Below are 14,985 nucleotides of genomic sequence, written 5' to 3'. Positions count from 1 at the left end.
ACGGAACGAGGTTAACTCGCCCGTTCGGGTGGACTTGACCCCGTCCCGCCACCCAGCGGCCAGCTGCCCACCGTCTCGTACCGCGGCTGCTCGCCCCGTACGCCGCTGACCGGCAGATTGCTGCGTACAAGCGCGAGCTCGGCCACCTCCCAGGGCGTGCCCTCGAAGGTGTCCAGCCCCTCGACGTACGGGCGCAGATCGGCCTCGTCGCGGCTGCGGGCGATGGTGAGGTGGGCCTGATAGCGGCGGTGCTCCTCCATGGCGATCCCGGCCCGCCGCGCCGCAGCGTCTGCGCGTTCCGCGAGCAGGCGCATCTCCTCCAGGCCGCCGGCGGCCCCGACCCACAGGGCCCGCTGCCCGAACCGCCCTCCGCCGTGGAGGCGCAGGGCGAACGGGTGGGTCCTGCGGGCGGCCCGCCCGAGCCGCTCGTGCAGCTCGGGCAGCAGCGCGTCCTCCACCTCGCCCATGAAGGCGAGCGTGAAGTGCCAGCCTTCCCGGCCGGTCCAGCGCAGCCGGTCCGCGGCGGGGAGGGACCTCAACCGGTCGACGGCGAGAGCGAGTTCGCCGACTGCCGGGGCGGGCGGCAGTACGGCGGCGAAGAGTCTCATGCCCCGAGTCTGTCAGCCCCGACGGTCCGGGTCGGGCAGCCCGACGGGTTCCGGTCAGGCCGCCCGACAGGTCCCGGTCAGGCAGCCCGACGGCCCCGGTCAGGCCGCCCGACAGGTCCCGGTCAGGCAGCTGTCGCCAGCTGCTCCCTCGGTACGAATTCCAGATGCCGGCGCCCCGGCCGCAGATCTATTTTGAGGCGCAGCCCGCCCACACGGGCGAGCATCACGCCGACTCCGATCGCGGCGACCAGCGCCACCGTGCCGCCCGCCGCGAAGCCGATCCGCGGTCCGTATGTGTCGGTGACCCAGCCGACCAAGGGCGCGCCCAGTGGCGTACCGCCCACGAAGACCATCATGAACAGGCTCATCACGCGGCCTCGCATGGCCGGTTCCGTCGCCATCTGGATGCTGGAGTTGGCCGTGACGTTGACCGTGAGGCCGAACATCCCGATCGGCACCATCAGCACCGCGAAGATCCAGAACCGCGGCGCGAACGCGGTCACGATCTCCAGGACTCCGAAGAGCACGGCCGCGCCGACCAGCACCCGCAGCCGCGAGGTGCGGCGCCGGGCCGCGAGCAGCGCGCCCGCCAGGGAGCCGGCCGCCATCAGGGTGTTGAGCAGTCCGTACGTACTCGCGCCGGAGTGGTAGACGTTGTTGACGAAGGCCGAGAGCCAGATCGGAAAGTTGAAGCCGAAGGTGCCGATGAAGCCGACGAGGACGATCGGCCAGATGAGCTCGGGCCGGCCCGCGACGTACTTCAGTCCTTCCCGCAACTGGCCCTTGCCGCGCGGCGCGCGCTCGACCTTGTGCAGCTCGCTGTTGCGCATCAGCAGCAGGCCCGCGATGGGCGCGATGAAGGACAGGCCGTTGAGCAGGAAGGCGTAGCCGCTGCCGACAGCCGTGATCAGCACACCGGCGACGGCGGGGCCGACGAGGCGGGCGGACTGGAAGTTCGCGGAGTTCAGGCTGACCGCGTTGCCCAGCTGGCCCGGGCCGACCATCTCGGCGACGAAGGACTGGCGCGCCGGGTTGTCGACGACGGTGACCAGGCCGATGACGAAGGCCGTGAGATACACGTGCCACACCTGGACATGGCCGCTGAGCGTGAGCACGGCGAGCGCCAGGCCGGTGAGGCCCATCGCGAACTGGGTGGCCAGCAACAGCCGGCGTTTGGGCAGCCGGTCGGCGAGCACTCCGCCGTAGAGGCCGAAGAGCAGCATGGGCAGGAACTGCAGCGCGATGGTGATACCGACGGCGGACGCGGATCCGGTCAGGGTCAGCACCAGCCAGTCCTGGGCGATGCGCTGCATCCAGGTGCCGGTGTTGGAGACGACTTGCCCGGTGGCGAAGAGCCGGTAGTTACGGATCTTCAGCGAGCTGAACATGGTTGTAGGAGCTGGTGCGGGTGCGGAGTCTGCTCCGGGTCCCGGACTCAAAAGGGTTCGCCTCTTCCATGGTGCGGTGAATGCGGTGAATTAGAGGTGTGCGAGCTTCTCCAGTACGGGGGCGGCTGCGCGCAGCTTGGCCCACTCGTCATCGTCCAGCCCTTCGGCGAGCGAGGCCAGCCAGGCATTCCGCTTGCGGCGGCTCTCCTCGAGCATGGCTTCCGCCTGCTCGGTCGGGCTGACCACCTTCTGCCGGCGGTCGTCGGGGTGCGGCTCGAGCCGGACCAATCCCTTGGCTTCGAGCAACGCCACGATCCGGGTCATGGACGGCGGCTGGACATGCTCCTTGCGGGCCAGCTCACCGGGGGTGGCATGGCCGCACAGGGCAAGGGTGCCGAGCACCGACATCTCGGTGGGGCTCAGCGATTCGTCGACGCGCTGATGCTTCAGGCGTCGGCCCAGCCGCATCACGGCTGAGCGCAGGGAGTTCACGGCGGCGACGTCGGCGTCATTGCCATGGGACAGGTCAGGCATGTTTGTTAGCATAACTCATTACCCAACCTAAAGACCAGTCGATTCTCCACGCGCCGATTGGACGTCGGCCAGGAGGTCGGCCAGGAGATCATTTCGTCACTCATATGAGTGAGTCGCATCCGGAAAGTGACACAGCGGCCGCGGGCATCCGGCAACCCTGGCTGATATGGGATCGACAGTCCTCAGCCTGCGGATAGACGGTGAGCTACTCGACCGGCTCAGGCACCATGCCGCCAGACGCGGAATGAGCGTCCAGGACTATGTGGTCCGGACGCTCATCCGCGATGACTTCGACGAACGCTTCCAGGCGGCCGTCGAGGAGACAGAGAAGTTCTACGGCCTTACGTGAGACCCAGCGCGGGCATCGCGTAGTAGAAGACGAACACCGCGGACACCACGTACATGGCCACGGGCACCTCACGGCCCCGTCCGGCCGCCAGCCGCAGCAGGCTGAAGGTGATGAAGCCGATGCCGATGCCGTTGGTGATCGAGTACGTGAACGGCATCATCACCATCGCCAGGAAGGCAGGCACGGCGACGGTGAAGTCGTCCCAGTCGATGTCCCGGACCGAACCGGCCAGGATCAGGAAACCGACCGCCAGCAGCGCCGGCGTCGCCGCCTGGGACGGGACCATCGTGGCGAGCGGCGTGAGGAACAGCGCCATCGTGAACAGCGCACCGGTGACGACGGACGCCAGGCCGGTACGGGCCCCCTCGCCGACGCCGGCGGTGGACTCCACGAAGCAGGTGGAGGCAGAGGACGAGGTGGCGCCGCCCGCGGCGACGGCGATGCCGTCGACGAAGAGCACCTTGTTGATGCCGGGCAGCCTGCCGTCCTTGTCCAGCAGCTTGGCCTCGTCGCCGACGCCGAGGATCGTGCCCATCGCGTCGAAGAAGCAGGACAGCAGCACGGTGAAGACGAAGAGAATGCCGGTGAGGTAGCCGACCTTCCCGAAGCCGCCGAACAGGCTGACCTTGCCGACCAGACCGAAGTCGGGCGACGCCACCGGGTTGCCGGGCCACTCGGGCGCGGTCAGGCCCCAGGACGGGACCGTCGCCACGGCATCGATGACCATCGCGACGATCGTCATCGCGACGATGGAGATGAGGATCGCGCCCGGCACCTTGCGGATGATCAGCGCGAGCGTGAGCAGCGCGCCGAGGATGAAGACGAGGACCGGCCAGCCGACGAGGTGGCCGCCGACGCCGAGCTGCAGCGGCACGGGGGTGTTGGCGGCGTCCGGGATACGGGAGACGAAGCCGGAGTCGACCAGGCCGATCAGCATGATGAAGAGCCCGATGCCGATCGCGATGCCCTTGCGCAGGCTGCGCGGCACGGCGTTCATGACGCGCTCGCGCAGTCCGGTGGCGACCAGCAGCATCACGACGAAGCCGGCGAGGACGACCATGCCCATCGCGTCCGGCCAGGACATCCGGGGCGCGAGCTGGAGGGCGACGACGGTGTTCACACCGAGGCCGGCCGCGAGCGCGATCGGGACATTGCCGATCACGCCCATGAGCAGGGTGGAGAAGGCCGCGGTCAGCACGGTGGCGGTGACCAGCTGGCCACTGTCGAGCTGATGGCCGTACATGTCCTTCGCGCTGCCGAGGATGATCGGGTTCAGCACGATGATGTACGCCATCGCGAAGAAGGTGGCGAATCCGCCGCGCACCTCGCGGGCGACCGAGGAGCCGCGCTCCGAGATCTTGAAGAAACGGTCCAGGCTGCCGGACGGCCGGCGGGGAGCCGGGGGCCGGTCTGCGGAGTCGACCTTGGCGGTGGCCGAGGGGGGCATGCGGAACCTCAGTCATACGGGGAGGGGGCAGGGACGAAAAAGACAACGACAGTAAAAAACTGGCCAGACTTGTATCTTCCAACAAGCAAAACCAGTCATCTGTAAGCAGTTTCAGTATGAATACATAAGGCGAAGATTTCTATCTCCGCGCGTAGACCCTTGGGCCGCCCGGCCGCTGCCCGGCCCTTGCCCGGCTGCCGACCGGCCCCGTGGCCTCGGCATACGCGCCGCCTACACTGTGCGCATGGCGAAGTGGACCCCCAAGCACGAGGCACCCGAGCCCCTGGAGGGGCCCGTCGTCGCCACCATCACCGGCGGCACGATCCTCTGGTTCGTCCTCTTCCTCGTCCAGATCCCCTTCTACGGCTGGTTCGACGACCGCGACCTGATGTGGTGGGTGTGGACCTGTCTGGCCGGTGGCGGACTCGGCCTGATCGGCATCTGGTACGTACGCAGGCGGGACGTGGCGATCAAGCGCGCGAAGGCCGCCGAGGCGGCGGAGCCGGGTTCCTCTCCCGCTGCGAGCGACTGAAGCAAGCGGCTGAAGCAAGCGGCTGAAGCAAGCGGCTGAAGCAAGTGCCCCGTACCGCGCCCGTACTGCCACAGGACCATTCGCGTCCTACCGAGGTCTGATCTCCGGCGCACTCGGCGGGTGAACCGGCCCCTCCGGCCGTACCGTCGAAACCATGACGCAGCGGGCGAGAATCGACGCGGACGGCCCCGAACCCGGCGGACCGACCATCGACGCGGGCTCCGAACTCGACCCCGTACACCCGATGAAGCTGCCGCGGTCCGCGATCGCAGTCCCGGCCACCGGGCTGACGACGGCCGAGGTCGCCGAGCGGGTCGCCCGCGGTGAGGTCAACGACGTTCCCGTACGCAGCTCCCGCTCCACCACCGAAATCGTCCGCGCGAACGTCTTCACCCGCTTCAACGCGATCATCGGCGTGCTGTGGGCGATCATGCTCCTCGTCGCACCGATCCAGGACAGCCTGTTCGGCTTCGTGATCATCGCCAACACCGGTATCGGCATCATCCAGGAGCTGCGCGCCAAGAAGACCCTCGACGGGCTCGCGGTCATCGGCGAGGCAAGGCCGACGGTACGGCGCGACGGAGAGGCGGCCGAGATCTCCACGTCCGAGATCGTGCTCGGCGATCTCGTCGAACTCGGGCCCGGCGACAAGGTCGTCGTGGACGGCGAGGTGGCCGAGGCCGACAGCATGGAGATCGACGAGTCGCTGCTGACGGGCGAGGCCGATCCGGTCATCAAGCACCCCGGGGATCCGGTGATGTCGGGCAGCTTCGTGGTCGCGGGCGGCGGGGCGTTCACGGCGACGAAGGTGGGGCGCGAGGCGTACGCGGCGCAGCTCGCCGAGGAGGCCTCCCGCTTCACGCTCGTCCACTCCGAGCTGCGCAGCGGCATCAGCACGATCCTCAAGTACGTGACCTGGATGATGGTCCCGACCTCGATCGGGCTCATCATCAGCCAGCTCGTCGTCAAGGACAACAACTTCAAGGACTCGGTGGCCAGGACCGTCGGCGGCATCGTCCCGATGATCCCCGAGGGCCTTGTGCTGCTGACGTCGGTCGCCTTCGCGATCGGCGTCATCCGGCTCGGCCGCAAGCAGTGCCTGGTGCAGGAACTGCCCGCCATCGAGGGCCTCGCGCGGGTGGACGTGGTCTGCCTCGACAAGACGGGCACGCTGACCGAGGGCGGTATGGACGTATCGGAGCTGCGGCCGCTGGACGGCGCGGACGAGACGTACATTCGGAAGGTGCTGGGCGCGCTCGGCGAGTCCGACCCACGGCCGAACGCCTCGTTGCAGGCGATCATCGATGCGTATCCGGACAGCGACGAGTGGCGCTGCACGGAGTCGCTGCCCTTCTCGTCGGCGCGCAAGTACAGCGGCGCCGCCTTCAGCGAGGGCGACGGCGACAACTCCACCTGGCTGCTGGGCGCGCCGGATGTGCTGCTCCCGGCGGCCGACCCGACGCTGGGCGAGATCGGGCAGCTCAACGAGCAGGGGATGCGGGTGCTGCTGCTCGCGCGGGCGGCGGGCGACCTCGACGCGGCGGACGTAACAGCGGAGGCGAGGCCCACAGCGCTGGTGGTGCTGGAGCAGCGGCTGCGTCCCGAGGCGTCCGACACGCTCGCGTACTTCGCCGACCAGAACGTCAGCGCGAAGGTCATCTCCGGCGACAACGCGGTGTCGGTGAGCGCGGTGGCAGGCAAGCTCGGCCTGCCGGGCGCGGCGAACACGGTGGACGCGCGCCGGCTCCCCACGGAGCAGGCCGGGATGGCCGACGCCCTGGACGCCAACGCGGTCTTCGGCCGGGTCACGCCGCAGCAGAAGCGCGACATGGTCGGCGCGCTGCAGTCCCGCGGTCACACGGTCGCGATGACGGGTGACGGCGTGAACGATGTCCTCGCACTGAAGGACGCGGACATCGGCGTCTCGATGGGGTCGGGCTCGGAGGCGACGAAGGCGGTCGCGCAGATCGTGCTGCTCGACAACAGCTTCGCGACGCTGCCGTCGGTGGTGGCGGAGGGCCGGCGGGTCATCGGCAACATCACGCGGGTGGCGACGCTGTTCCTGACGAAGACGGTGTACTCGGTGCTGCTGGCGGTGCTGGTGGTGTGCAGCCAGGTCGAATACCCCTTCCTGCCCCGTCATCTGACGCTGCTCTCGACGCTGACGATCGGTATCCCGGCGTTCTTCCTGGCGCTGGCCCCCAACAAGGAGCGGGCGCAGCCGAACTTCGTACGCAGGGTGATGCGGTACGCGATCCCGGCCGGCGCGATCGCGGCCGCGGCGACGTTCGCCACGTACCTGCTGGCCCGCCACTACTACACCGGCGCGGGCGCCCTGGACGCGGAAACGAGCGCGGCGACGCTGACGCTGTTCCTGGTCTCGATGTGGGTCCTGGCGATCATCGCCCGCCCGTACACCCTGTGGCGGGTGTGCCTGGTGGCGGCGATGGGGGTCGCCTTCCTGATCGTGCTGGTGGTGCCGTGGCTGCAGAACTTCTTCGCCCTGAAGCTGGTGGGCACGACGATGCCGTGGGGGGCGGTGGCGATCGCGGCGGCGGGGGCGGGGCTGCTGGAGGTGGCGTGGCGGTGGGTGGACCGGAGGTTCGCGGCGTAGGCAGGTCCTTGCCCATTGCGTAGCGCCCTCTCGGCGAACATGGGCTGCCCTATCGATGCGGGAACGGAGCCCGGTGTCCTTCTCTGCACCGTCCCGGCGCCTCCACCGCCACTTCCGCCCAGATGGTCTTGCCAACGGGAACGCGCGGCGTCACACCCCAGCGGGCGGCCAGGACGTCCACGAGGAGCAGTCCGCGCCCTGACTCGTCGTCGGAAACCGGTGTTGGCGGACTGGTCGGGGGCTGCTCCGAAGAAGCGTCCGAAACCTCGATGCGGATCAGACACCGCCGCACATCCGAGCTGAGACGAAGTCGGAAGTCCCGCCCTGGCACCCGCCCGTGGCGTACGGCATTGGTGGCGAGTTCCCCCACCAGCAGGGCGACGGTGCATGAGACGTCCGACGCGGCCGGGTGCCCCCATTCATCCATGCTGCGCACCGCGAGCCGCCGGGCGAGCCGCGCGCCTCGGGGTGTCGAGCTGAACTGTGCAGCGAACTCACGGAGTTCATCCTCGGAGTCATGCGCCTTCCCGTCGAGCGGCCGCACGGCTGCTTCCCTCTCGCGGTCCGGGCCGTCGCCCGACGTGGTCATGGTCTTCAGCACGGTGTCGCCCATTCCAGTCCTTCGATCCCTGGCACGACCCACAACGTGTGCGGGTCGTGACGTTCCGTGTTCAAGAATCGGCCGACGGCCCTACGCTCGGAAGGTGATGAGGCCTTACGTCGCAAGCGGTAAGGAACGGAAGTGAGCCCATGGCCAAAGGAATTCAGCCCGACGCGTCAATGGCAGCCCTCTTCGGCTCACGCGTCCGCAGACTCCGTACGGCCGCCGGGCTGACCCAGGCCGAACTGGGCGCGAAGACGCATGTGGTGAGCACCCGGATCACGCAGATCGAGCGGTCGTCCGGGGCGAAGCCGACGCTGGAGCTGGCGCGGGCGCTGGATGCGGCCCTCGGGGCGGACAACCTGCTGGTCGACCTGTGGCCCTACGTCTACCGGGAGGCGTTCCCCGACTGGTCGCGGGCGTTCATGGCGCATTCGGCGCGAGCCGTGTCCATCGGGCAGTACGCGGCGCATGTCGTGCCCGGTCTTCTGCAGACCGAGGACTACGCGCGGGCCGTTCTCCGGCTCGACGCGCTGCTCCGCAGCGAGGAGCAGTTGGAAGAGCGCGTCGCCGCCCGACTGGGACGGCAGGAACGGCTCGGTTCGCCCGACCGCCCCGACCTGTGGGTCGTCCTGGACGAGGCCGTACTGCGGCGTCCGGTCGGCGGGCGGGAGGCCATGCAGGGCCAGTTGGCTCGGCTACTCGAGGCGGCTGCCGAGCCCCGCATCACCGTGCAGGTGCTCCCGTTCGACCAGGGCGAGCACGAGGCGATGGGCGGCTCCCTGTCGGTGCTAACTCTTCCGGACAGCACCGAAGTGGCCTACACGGAGGGCGCTGAGTACGGCCAGCTCATCGAGGATCCGGCAGACGTCCGTCGGTACTCGGTGATTTACGATCGGCTGCGGGCAGTGGCCCTGCCCCCGCTCATGTCACTCGACATGATCCGATCCGTGATGGAGGGCAACTACCGTGCAGCGTCCGTCCCGTCCCGATCTGAACGACGCCGTCTGGCGCAAGAGCAGCTACAGCAATCAGGCAGGGGGCGACTGCCTGGAGGTCGCGGACGGATTCCCCGGCGTCGTGCCCGTCCGTGACAGCAAGGCCCCGAACCGTTCCGCCCTGGTATTCCCGGAAGCCTGCTGGGCCTCGTTCATAGGCGAGTTGAAGGCCGCCGACCGGGCCTGAGTCGACCAGGATTCGGTGCGGGCGTCGGCCTCCCGGAGCCTCCGGAACCTCGTGCGCGGGGGTCCGGCCGACCACGAACTCCCCAAAGAACCTGGGGTGAAGAACCACCTGCCCTCCCTCCCCTCCCCCGCGTCACCCGGACGGGTGACTGGCTTGCGGGGGCGGGAAGTTGGCGGTTACGTTCGCCGCAACAACCCCAGGCATATGACGGCCCCCGGCCAGGACGGCAATCCTGATCGAGGGCCTCACCGATCAGGAAGAAAGAGCTTCCCGATGGCTGAACCGCAGTCTAACGCGCCCCTGCGCGCCGACGCCGGAGCACCGACCTCCGGCGTGATCCATGTCCGCACCCGCCTCACCGCCGACTTCACCGTGATCGCCAACGCCCTTGCGCAGCGGCGCGGAAGCGCGGTCACGGTCGGCGTCGCGGCCTACATCGCCTCCCTGCCGGACGGTGTGTCCGTGAGCATCGCCGCACTGTGCGAGCACTTCACCGAGGGCGAGATCCTGATCTCGCGGGCGCTCCGGGAGTTGGAGGCCGCCGGCTATCTGGAGCGACGGCGCGAACGCGGGCACGGCGGCCTGATCCGTACGAAGACGTACTTCTACGACGTGCCGGGACGGGGCGACCCCACACCGGCGCCGCCTGTGCCACCCCGGCCGCGAAGGTCCGCGGAGCCGGACACACACAGGAAGACACCCCGGCCGGTGGCCGCCCCGGACACCGGCCCCGCCACCGCCGCTCAAGCCGGGCCTGTGCCTCCGCCCGAGCCTGCGCAAGGGCTGACACCTCCCAGGGCACTGGAGACAGGGGACACCCCGGACACCGCGCCCCCTCCCCAACTCGCCGAGGCCGACCCGCAAGCCGTCGTCATTCTCGCCTCGCTGCGTATCCGCGACCGAAGGCTGATCCTGTCCCGGCGGGAGGTCGCCGAACTCGCCCCGGCCGTCAGCCAGTGGCTCGCGCAGGGCACCGGACCCGAGGAGATCGCCGAGCTCCTCACCACGGGCCTCCCGGACCGCTTCCGTTGTCGACCGGCTCGCATCCTGGGCTTCCGGCTCCGCGACCTGCCCGTCGCCGCACCCACCCAGGTCGCCGCGCCTCCCGTCCTGCCTTGGCAGACCTGCGACGGCGGCTGCGAGCGCGCCTTCCGCGCCGCGGAACCCGGCCGCTGCCGCGACTGCCCGCCCGACGACGTGACCACGGCAGGCTCGGAGACCACCCGCGACGATCACCTGCGAGCGGCATGCTGAACCGTGCGCGGGAGGTGGATCATGGTCGACAGGTTTACGGACGGGCTCCTCACGCCTACGGAAACGTCGTCCTACCTTGAGATTCCGTCGTCGACTCTCACCTCCTGGCTGAGGGGCAGAGCCGCCGGGGCCCCGCTCGTGCACCAGGTGGAGCCCGTGCGCAAAGGCCAGCCCTCGGTGCCGTTCATCGCCGTGGCCGAGGCCCACGTCCTGCGCTCCCTGCGCTCCCTCGGCCTGCGGATGAGCGAGATCAGGGAGGCTGCGGCCGCGGTGCGGGACGCCTTCGACACCCCCTACGGCCTCGTCTCGAAGCGGATCGCCACCGACGGCGTGGACATCTTCGTCGAGCACGGCTTCGGAGATCTGCGCAGAGCCCGGGACGGGCAGGCCCCCATCCACGAGGTGGTGTCCGAGTACCTCCGTTACCTGACCTGGGACGCGGACGACGATTTCCCTTCGAGCCTGCGTCTGAGGCAGTACCCGGATTCCGTTCCGGTCGTGATCGACCCGAGGTTCGGCCGTGGTCTCCCCGTCATCGCGGCCAACCGCGTCCCGGTCAAGGCCGTCACCGACCTCTGGGAAGCCGGCGAGACCGTCGAGGACATCGCCTACGAGTTCGACATGACCCCTGAGCAGCTCGACTCGCTGTGCCACGCAGTGGTGCGCCTTGCCGCCTGAGTTCTTTCTCGACCGCAACCTCGGGCGGCGTGTCGCGGAGGAGTTGAGGGCACGCGGCTGGGCGGTTCACTGCATCGTCGACGTCTTCCCGGCCGACGCACAGGACATCCCCGACGAGGAATGGATCGCCCACGGCCTCGACCAGTCCTGGGTCCCTCTGTCGAAGGACACGGACGGATCAAGACACGGGACCTGGAGATCCAGCCCGTTTTGGACCGCGAGGCAGTGCTCTTCTACCTCGACAACCAGCAGCTTCGCAGTATCGAGATGGTCGAACGGCTCGACGCACACCGCAACGCGATGTACCGGGCCATCGAGAAGGGCGGCCCCGCCGCTTATGCCCTGCGGCATGACCGTATTGAGCGCACTTGGCCGTGACGGTGGGCTGCCGCGATGACGGCACCGCCGTTCGACTCGCAGGTGCGGGACTGCTCGTCGAGCGCGGCAGACGGGCTGCCTGGCAGCCCTCGCCCCGGCCCCGGGGGCTGAAGCCCCGGCCGGGGGGCGGGGTCCCACCCCCTTGCGCTACGCGTCGAACCAGCGGTCCCGCGCCAGTTCCTCCGTGCGGGACGGATCCTCCAGCAGTGCCGCCACCTCGAAGCGGCGCGGCCACTGGCCCGCCGCCCAGGCCAGGCCCGCCGCCACGCCCTCCAGGGTCGATGCGTGGATCACACCGTCCTGGGTGCGCCGCCAGTCCAGTTCGACGCCGCCCGCCACCAGCTCCTCGTGCTCGACGTACGTCGCAGGGGTGCCGCTCCCGAGCAGGACGTGGACCGACTCCGGGACCTCGTGTTCCTCGCCCTCCGTGGTCACCTCCGCCGAGACCGCCTCGCCCAGGCGGCGGACCTGGAACAGCTCCGCCAGCTCCGCCGCCCGTGACGGCGCCACCGGCAGCAGCGGCAGGCCCGCCGTCAGCGGGAGCAGATCCGGCGCGTCCGCCACCACCGCGTCCGACGCGTCGACGACCCGTACCTCGCCGTCGACGACCGCCCGCAGCTCGTCAGGGAGCGTGACCTGATCCGGGTCGAGGTCCGCCAACGCCGTGTACAGGGCGTGGAGTTGCGCACCGGACACCTCGCGAGAAGGATCGGCGAGCCGGCCGAGCAGCTCCGCCGCCCCGCCCGGCTCTTCCAGCAGCGCGGCCAACGATGTGCGCACGCCCAGCGCCCGCAGCACCTGAACGTCCTCGAAGCCCGTCGCGTCCACCGTGTCGTACAGACCGGCCAGCAGCGGATCGCCGCCCGCAGACCGCAGACCCGCCGGGCGGCGCCCGTCCAGCACCGGATGGTCCCGCAGCCACCACGCCGTGTACGGGCGCACCGTCTCCGTCGTCCCGTCCGGGAGCAGGATCCGTACGGACTGGGTCAGCGCGTCCCGCAGCGGCGGCTGCGCCAGCAGCGCCAGCGCGCGGGGCCAGCAGTCGTCGTCCACCAGATCCAGATCCCGTACGGCGACGATCTCCGTGGCGACCGGCGGCACCGGCGTCTGAGGCAGCCGGTCGAGCACGTCCTCGCACCACACGTCGACCGCGTCCAGCAGACCCGCGTCGTCGGGCTCGGCGAAATCCCCGTCGCGGGGCTCAAGTTCATCGGGGTCGAGGACCACATCCGTGGCCCGTACGAGAGCGAAGTTCGCCAGCACACCGCACGCGGCCAGCGGCTGCTCGCCCCACCGCTCGGCCAGCTCGCCGTCGCAGAGCGCCAGTTCGTCCTCGCGCATCACCGAGGCGAACGGGCTGCCCGGCAGCACCAGTTCACCCGCAGGAGCGAACTCGCCGTCCTCGTCCGGCAGCGCCAGCGCGCCCAGCCACGGCTCGTCCCCGGGCTCGATGCCCGCGTCCCGCACCAGCGCCAGCACCGTCTCGGCGAGCTCCTCCGCGTCCGGCGCGGCACCGTCCCCGACTCCGTCGTACCAAACCTCGCCGGCCTCCAGCGAACCGGCCACCGCCGCCCGCACCTGCGGCGTCGTCAGCACGGCGCGCGGTGTCGCGGGCAGGGCGCCCAGCTTCTCCAGGAGCGGGTGCGCGGCCTCCGAGTGGACCACCTTCAGCCCGAGCCGCGCGAGATGCGGCGGGGTCTCGGCCAGCGGCAGCAGCGTCTGGCGGGGCCCGATCGTCGTACGCCCGTCGGCGAGCGGCACCGGCAGCCCGGTCAGCCGGTCCGGGTCGACCCCGGCGAGGCTGTCGTACAGCCGCTGCCACCAGCCGGGCTCGCGCTCAAGACCCGCGAGCCGGTCGATCGCCTCGGTCAGCGGCACCCGCGCCACGCCGAGCGTGCGCAGCTCCACGCGGCGCTCGAGACCCGCGGGCAGCAGGCTCGGCAGCACCTCGGCCAGCACGCGGACGGTGTCCGCGCCCGCGCCCTCCAGGACCTCCGCCTCGATCGGCCGCAGCCCGGCGGAGACATCCTCACGGTCCGGCAGCCCGGTGTCCCCGGACCACTCGCCGGACACATCGCGCGGCAGCGCCGCCTCCAGGAACGCTGTACGCGGCAGCAGCTGAAGGATCGCCTCCCGCAGCGCGCCGTCCAGCGCGCCCTTGCCGAGCGGACCGGGCACCAGGTCGATGGTGCCGACGGTCACCGGCTGCCAGCTGCCGAGGAGTTCGGCGTACGCCCCGGCCGCCTTCCGCACCAGGAAGTCGGTGAGCGGCCCGGGCGCCGGGTGGCGGCGGGTGGTGTCCAGCGGCAGCGAGGCGATCAGCAGCGCGGGCACGCCGAGAGGTTCGTCGGTGGGCGTGGGCGCGTGCACCACAGGGGCCGTACGCGGCCGGGCCGGCGCGCCCTCCTCGTCCACGGGCACGGCCCAGGTGACGGTCCAGTACGGCCGCAGCCGTTCCTCGACGGGCCGGTCCGCGAGCAGCGCCGGCTCGATGGCGCCCCCGTGGCTCACCACCCGCCACCGCCGGTCGCCCTGCACGCTGTCCTCGATATGGACGTACGCGCCGTGCTCGGAGCGCCTCAACACCCGTACGCCGCCCGGGGTTTCGACGACGATCTCGGTCAGGCCGGTCAGCGTGAGCAGCAGCGCGTCGTCGATCCCGGCGAGCAGCCGCTCCACCAGATCGACCGCGGCCCCGTCCCGCAGCGGCAGCACGACGACCGTGTCGTACCCCTCGGGAGCCGTACCCTCGGCAGGCAGCGGCAGGCGCAGCAGCGGTACGTGTCCGTCGCGGCGGCGCAGCTCGTCGCCGAGCCCGGGGCTCGCCTTGGCCGCCTGCTGGGCCAGTTCCCTGGCCTCGGCCAGGGACCAGCGCACGCCTCCGTGCCGGCCGATGACGGCGGGCTCGTCGCTCACCGCGAGGACGGCCGCGAAGCCGACGCCGAAGCGGCCGACGGCGGCCTCGTGGCCCTCGCGCTTGGCCGAGGCCCGCAGCGTGCTCAGCGATTCGACGCCGGTCGCGTCGAGCGGCGCGCCGGTGTTCGCGGCGGCGAGGACAGCGGGCTCGTCGCCCGTGCCGGGCCGCAGGGTCAGCCGGAGCCGGCCCGGCACACGGGCGCGGGCCGCGGCGTCCGCGGCGTTCTGTGCGAGTTCGACGACAAGGCGGTCGCGGTAGCCGCCGAGGGCCAGATCCTCCTCGGCGTTGGCGTCCTCACGGAAGCGGGCGGGACTGGCCCCCCACGCGTCGAGCACCCCGCGCCGCAGCCGCGCCGTCCCGAACGGGTCCGCCCACTCGGTCGTCCTGACGCTCACGCTGTGACTCCGCTCTCTCCGGTTGACCCGCAGTCTGCGTGCGGACCATGGGCGGTCCGACCGCGACCCACGTGCCGTGCACCCGCGGTCGACCCGCCCACTGCT

General features: G+C 70.5%; 14 protein-coding genes and 1 pseudogene. 9 read left to right on the top strand and 6 right to left on the bottom strand.

Going from position 1 to position 14,985, the window contains the following annotated elements:
* Nucleotides 1-11: 11 nt before the first annotated feature.
* The 3 genes from thpR to ACFWDI_RS00380 form a co-directional block, all read right to left on the bottom strand.
* Nucleotides 12-608: an RNA 2',3'-cyclic phosphodiesterase gene (thpR, locus tag ACFWDI_RS00390; protein ID WP_385300439.1), complete on the bottom strand. Its 597-nt coding sequence runs from the start codon at nucleotides 606-608 to the stop codon at nucleotides 12-14.
* A 122-nt stretch (nucleotides 609-730) separates the two neighbouring features.
* A complete protein-coding gene (locus tag ACFWDI_RS00385) occupies nucleotides 731-2,047 on the bottom strand; it encodes an MFS transporter (RefSeq protein ID WP_385300438.1) in 1,317 nt (438 codons plus the stop codon).
* 39 nt (nucleotides 2,048-2,086) lie between these two features.
* On the bottom strand, nucleotides 2,087-2,530 hold the full coding sequence (locus ACFWDI_RS00380; RefSeq protein WP_385300437.1) for a MarR family winged helix-turn-helix transcriptional regulator: 444 nt from the start codon (nucleotides 2,528-2,530) through the stop codon (nucleotides 2,087-2,089).
* A gap of 166 nt (nucleotides 2,531-2,696) precedes the next feature.
* Here ACFWDI_RS00380 and ACFWDI_RS00375 point away from each other — a divergent pair, with 166 nt between their 5' ends.
* Nucleotides 2,697-2,879 carry a ribbon-helix-helix protein, CopG family gene (locus tag ACFWDI_RS00375; RefSeq protein WP_327324388.1) on the top strand — a complete coding sequence of 61 codons (183 nt, stop codon included), beginning with the start codon at nucleotides 2,697-2,699 and terminating at the stop codon, nucleotides 2,877-2,879.
* Here the strand turns inward: ACFWDI_RS00375 and ACFWDI_RS00370 are convergent.
* Nucleotides 2,872-4,326 carry an NCS2 family permease gene (locus tag ACFWDI_RS00370; RefSeq protein WP_385300436.1) on the bottom strand — a complete coding sequence of 485 codons (1,455 nt, stop codon included), beginning with the start codon at nucleotides 4,324-4,326 and terminating at the stop codon, nucleotides 2,872-2,874. The genes ACFWDI_RS00375 and ACFWDI_RS00370 overlap by 8 nt on opposite strands.
* A 244-nt stretch (nucleotides 4,327-4,570) precedes the next feature.
* On the opposite strand from ACFWDI_RS00370, the gene ACFWDI_RS00365 reads away from it, so the two are divergent.
* On the top strand, nucleotides 4,571-4,858 hold the full coding sequence (locus tag ACFWDI_RS00365; RefSeq protein WP_385300435.1) for a DUF2530 domain-containing protein: 288 nt from the start codon (nucleotides 4,571-4,573) through the stop codon (nucleotides 4,856-4,858).
* Nucleotides 4,859-5,012: 154 nt separating this feature from the next.
* Nucleotides 5,013-7,472 carry an HAD-IC family P-type ATPase gene (locus ACFWDI_RS00360; protein ID WP_385300434.1) on the top strand — a complete coding sequence of 820 codons (2,460 nt, stop codon included), beginning with the start codon at nucleotides 5,013-5,015 and terminating at the stop codon, nucleotides 7,470-7,472.
* 49 nt (nucleotides 7,473-7,521) lie between these two features.
* Here ACFWDI_RS00360 and ACFWDI_RS00355 read toward each other — a convergent pair whose 3' ends face one another.
* The gene (locus tag ACFWDI_RS00355) at nucleotides 7,522-8,085 is read right to left on the bottom strand and encodes an ATP-binding protein (protein ID WP_385300433.1); all 564 of its coding nucleotides are present in this window, start codon (nucleotides 8,083-8,085) and stop codon (nucleotides 7,522-7,524) included.
* Nucleotides 8,086-8,252: 167 nt separating this feature from the next.
* Between ACFWDI_RS00355 and ACFWDI_RS00350 the strand changes: the two genes are divergently transcribed.
* The 6 genes and pseudogenes from ACFWDI_RS00350 to ACFWDI_RS00325 all read left to right on the top strand — a co-directional run bounded on the left by ACFWDI_RS00350 (nucleotide 8,253) and on the right by ACFWDI_RS00325 (nucleotide 11,568).
* Complete coding sequence (locus tag ACFWDI_RS00350) at nucleotides 8,253-9,167, top strand: Scr1 family TA system antitoxin-like transcriptional regulator (RefSeq protein WP_385300824.1); 915 nt, start codon at nucleotides 8,253-8,255, stop codon at nucleotides 9,165-9,167.
* Nucleotides 9,124-9,258, top strand: coding sequence for a DUF397 domain-containing protein (locus ACFWDI_RS00345; protein WP_385300823.1), 135 nt, complete (start codon nucleotides 9,124-9,126; stop codon nucleotides 9,256-9,258). The genes ACFWDI_RS00350 and ACFWDI_RS00345 overlap by 44 nt, the downstream gene beginning before the upstream one ends.
* Before the next feature lie 273 nt (nucleotides 9,259-9,531).
* Nucleotides 9,532-10,512 (top strand): hypothetical protein, encoded by a 981-nt coding sequence (locus ACFWDI_RS00340; protein WP_385300432.1) that lies wholly within the window; start codon nucleotides 9,532-9,534, stop codon nucleotides 10,510-10,512.
* Nucleotides 10,513-10,533: 21 nt separating this feature from the next.
* The gene (locus tag ACFWDI_RS00335) at nucleotides 10,534-11,190 is read left to right on the top strand and encodes a DUF433 domain-containing protein (RefSeq protein WP_385300431.1); all 657 of its coding nucleotides are present in this window, start codon (nucleotides 10,534-10,536) and stop codon (nucleotides 11,188-11,190) included.
* Nucleotides 11,180-11,302: pseudogene (locus tag ACFWDI_RS00330) on the top strand (toxin-antitoxin system, toxin component, PIN family protein); the annotation flags it as partial. The gene ACFWDI_RS00335 and the pseudogene ACFWDI_RS00330, both read left to right, overlap by 11 nt.
* A 98-nt stretch (nucleotides 11,303-11,400) precedes the next feature.
* Nucleotides 11,401-11,568, top strand: coding sequence for a hypothetical protein (locus ACFWDI_RS00325; protein WP_385300842.1), 168 nt, complete (start codon nucleotides 11,401-11,403; stop codon nucleotides 11,566-11,568).
* 147 nt (nucleotides 11,569-11,715) lie between these two features.
* Here the strand turns inward: ACFWDI_RS00325 and ACFWDI_RS00320 are convergent, their stop codons facing one another.
* Nucleotides 11,716-14,880, bottom strand: a complete 3,165-nt coding sequence (locus ACFWDI_RS00320; protein WP_385300430.1) for a sacsin N-terminal ATP-binding-like domain-containing protein — start codon at nucleotides 14,878-14,880, stop codon at nucleotides 11,716-11,718.
* Nucleotides 14,881-14,985: the final 105 nt, after the last annotated feature.

The sequence above is a fragment of the Streptomyces sp. NPDC060064 genome (genome assembly GCF_042736455.1).
GTDB lineage: Bacteria > Actinomycetota > Actinomycetes > Streptomycetales > Streptomycetaceae > Streptomyces.
The sequence above is the reverse complement of the archived record's forward strand: the minus strand, read 5'-3'. Positions and strand labels throughout refer to the sequence as shown.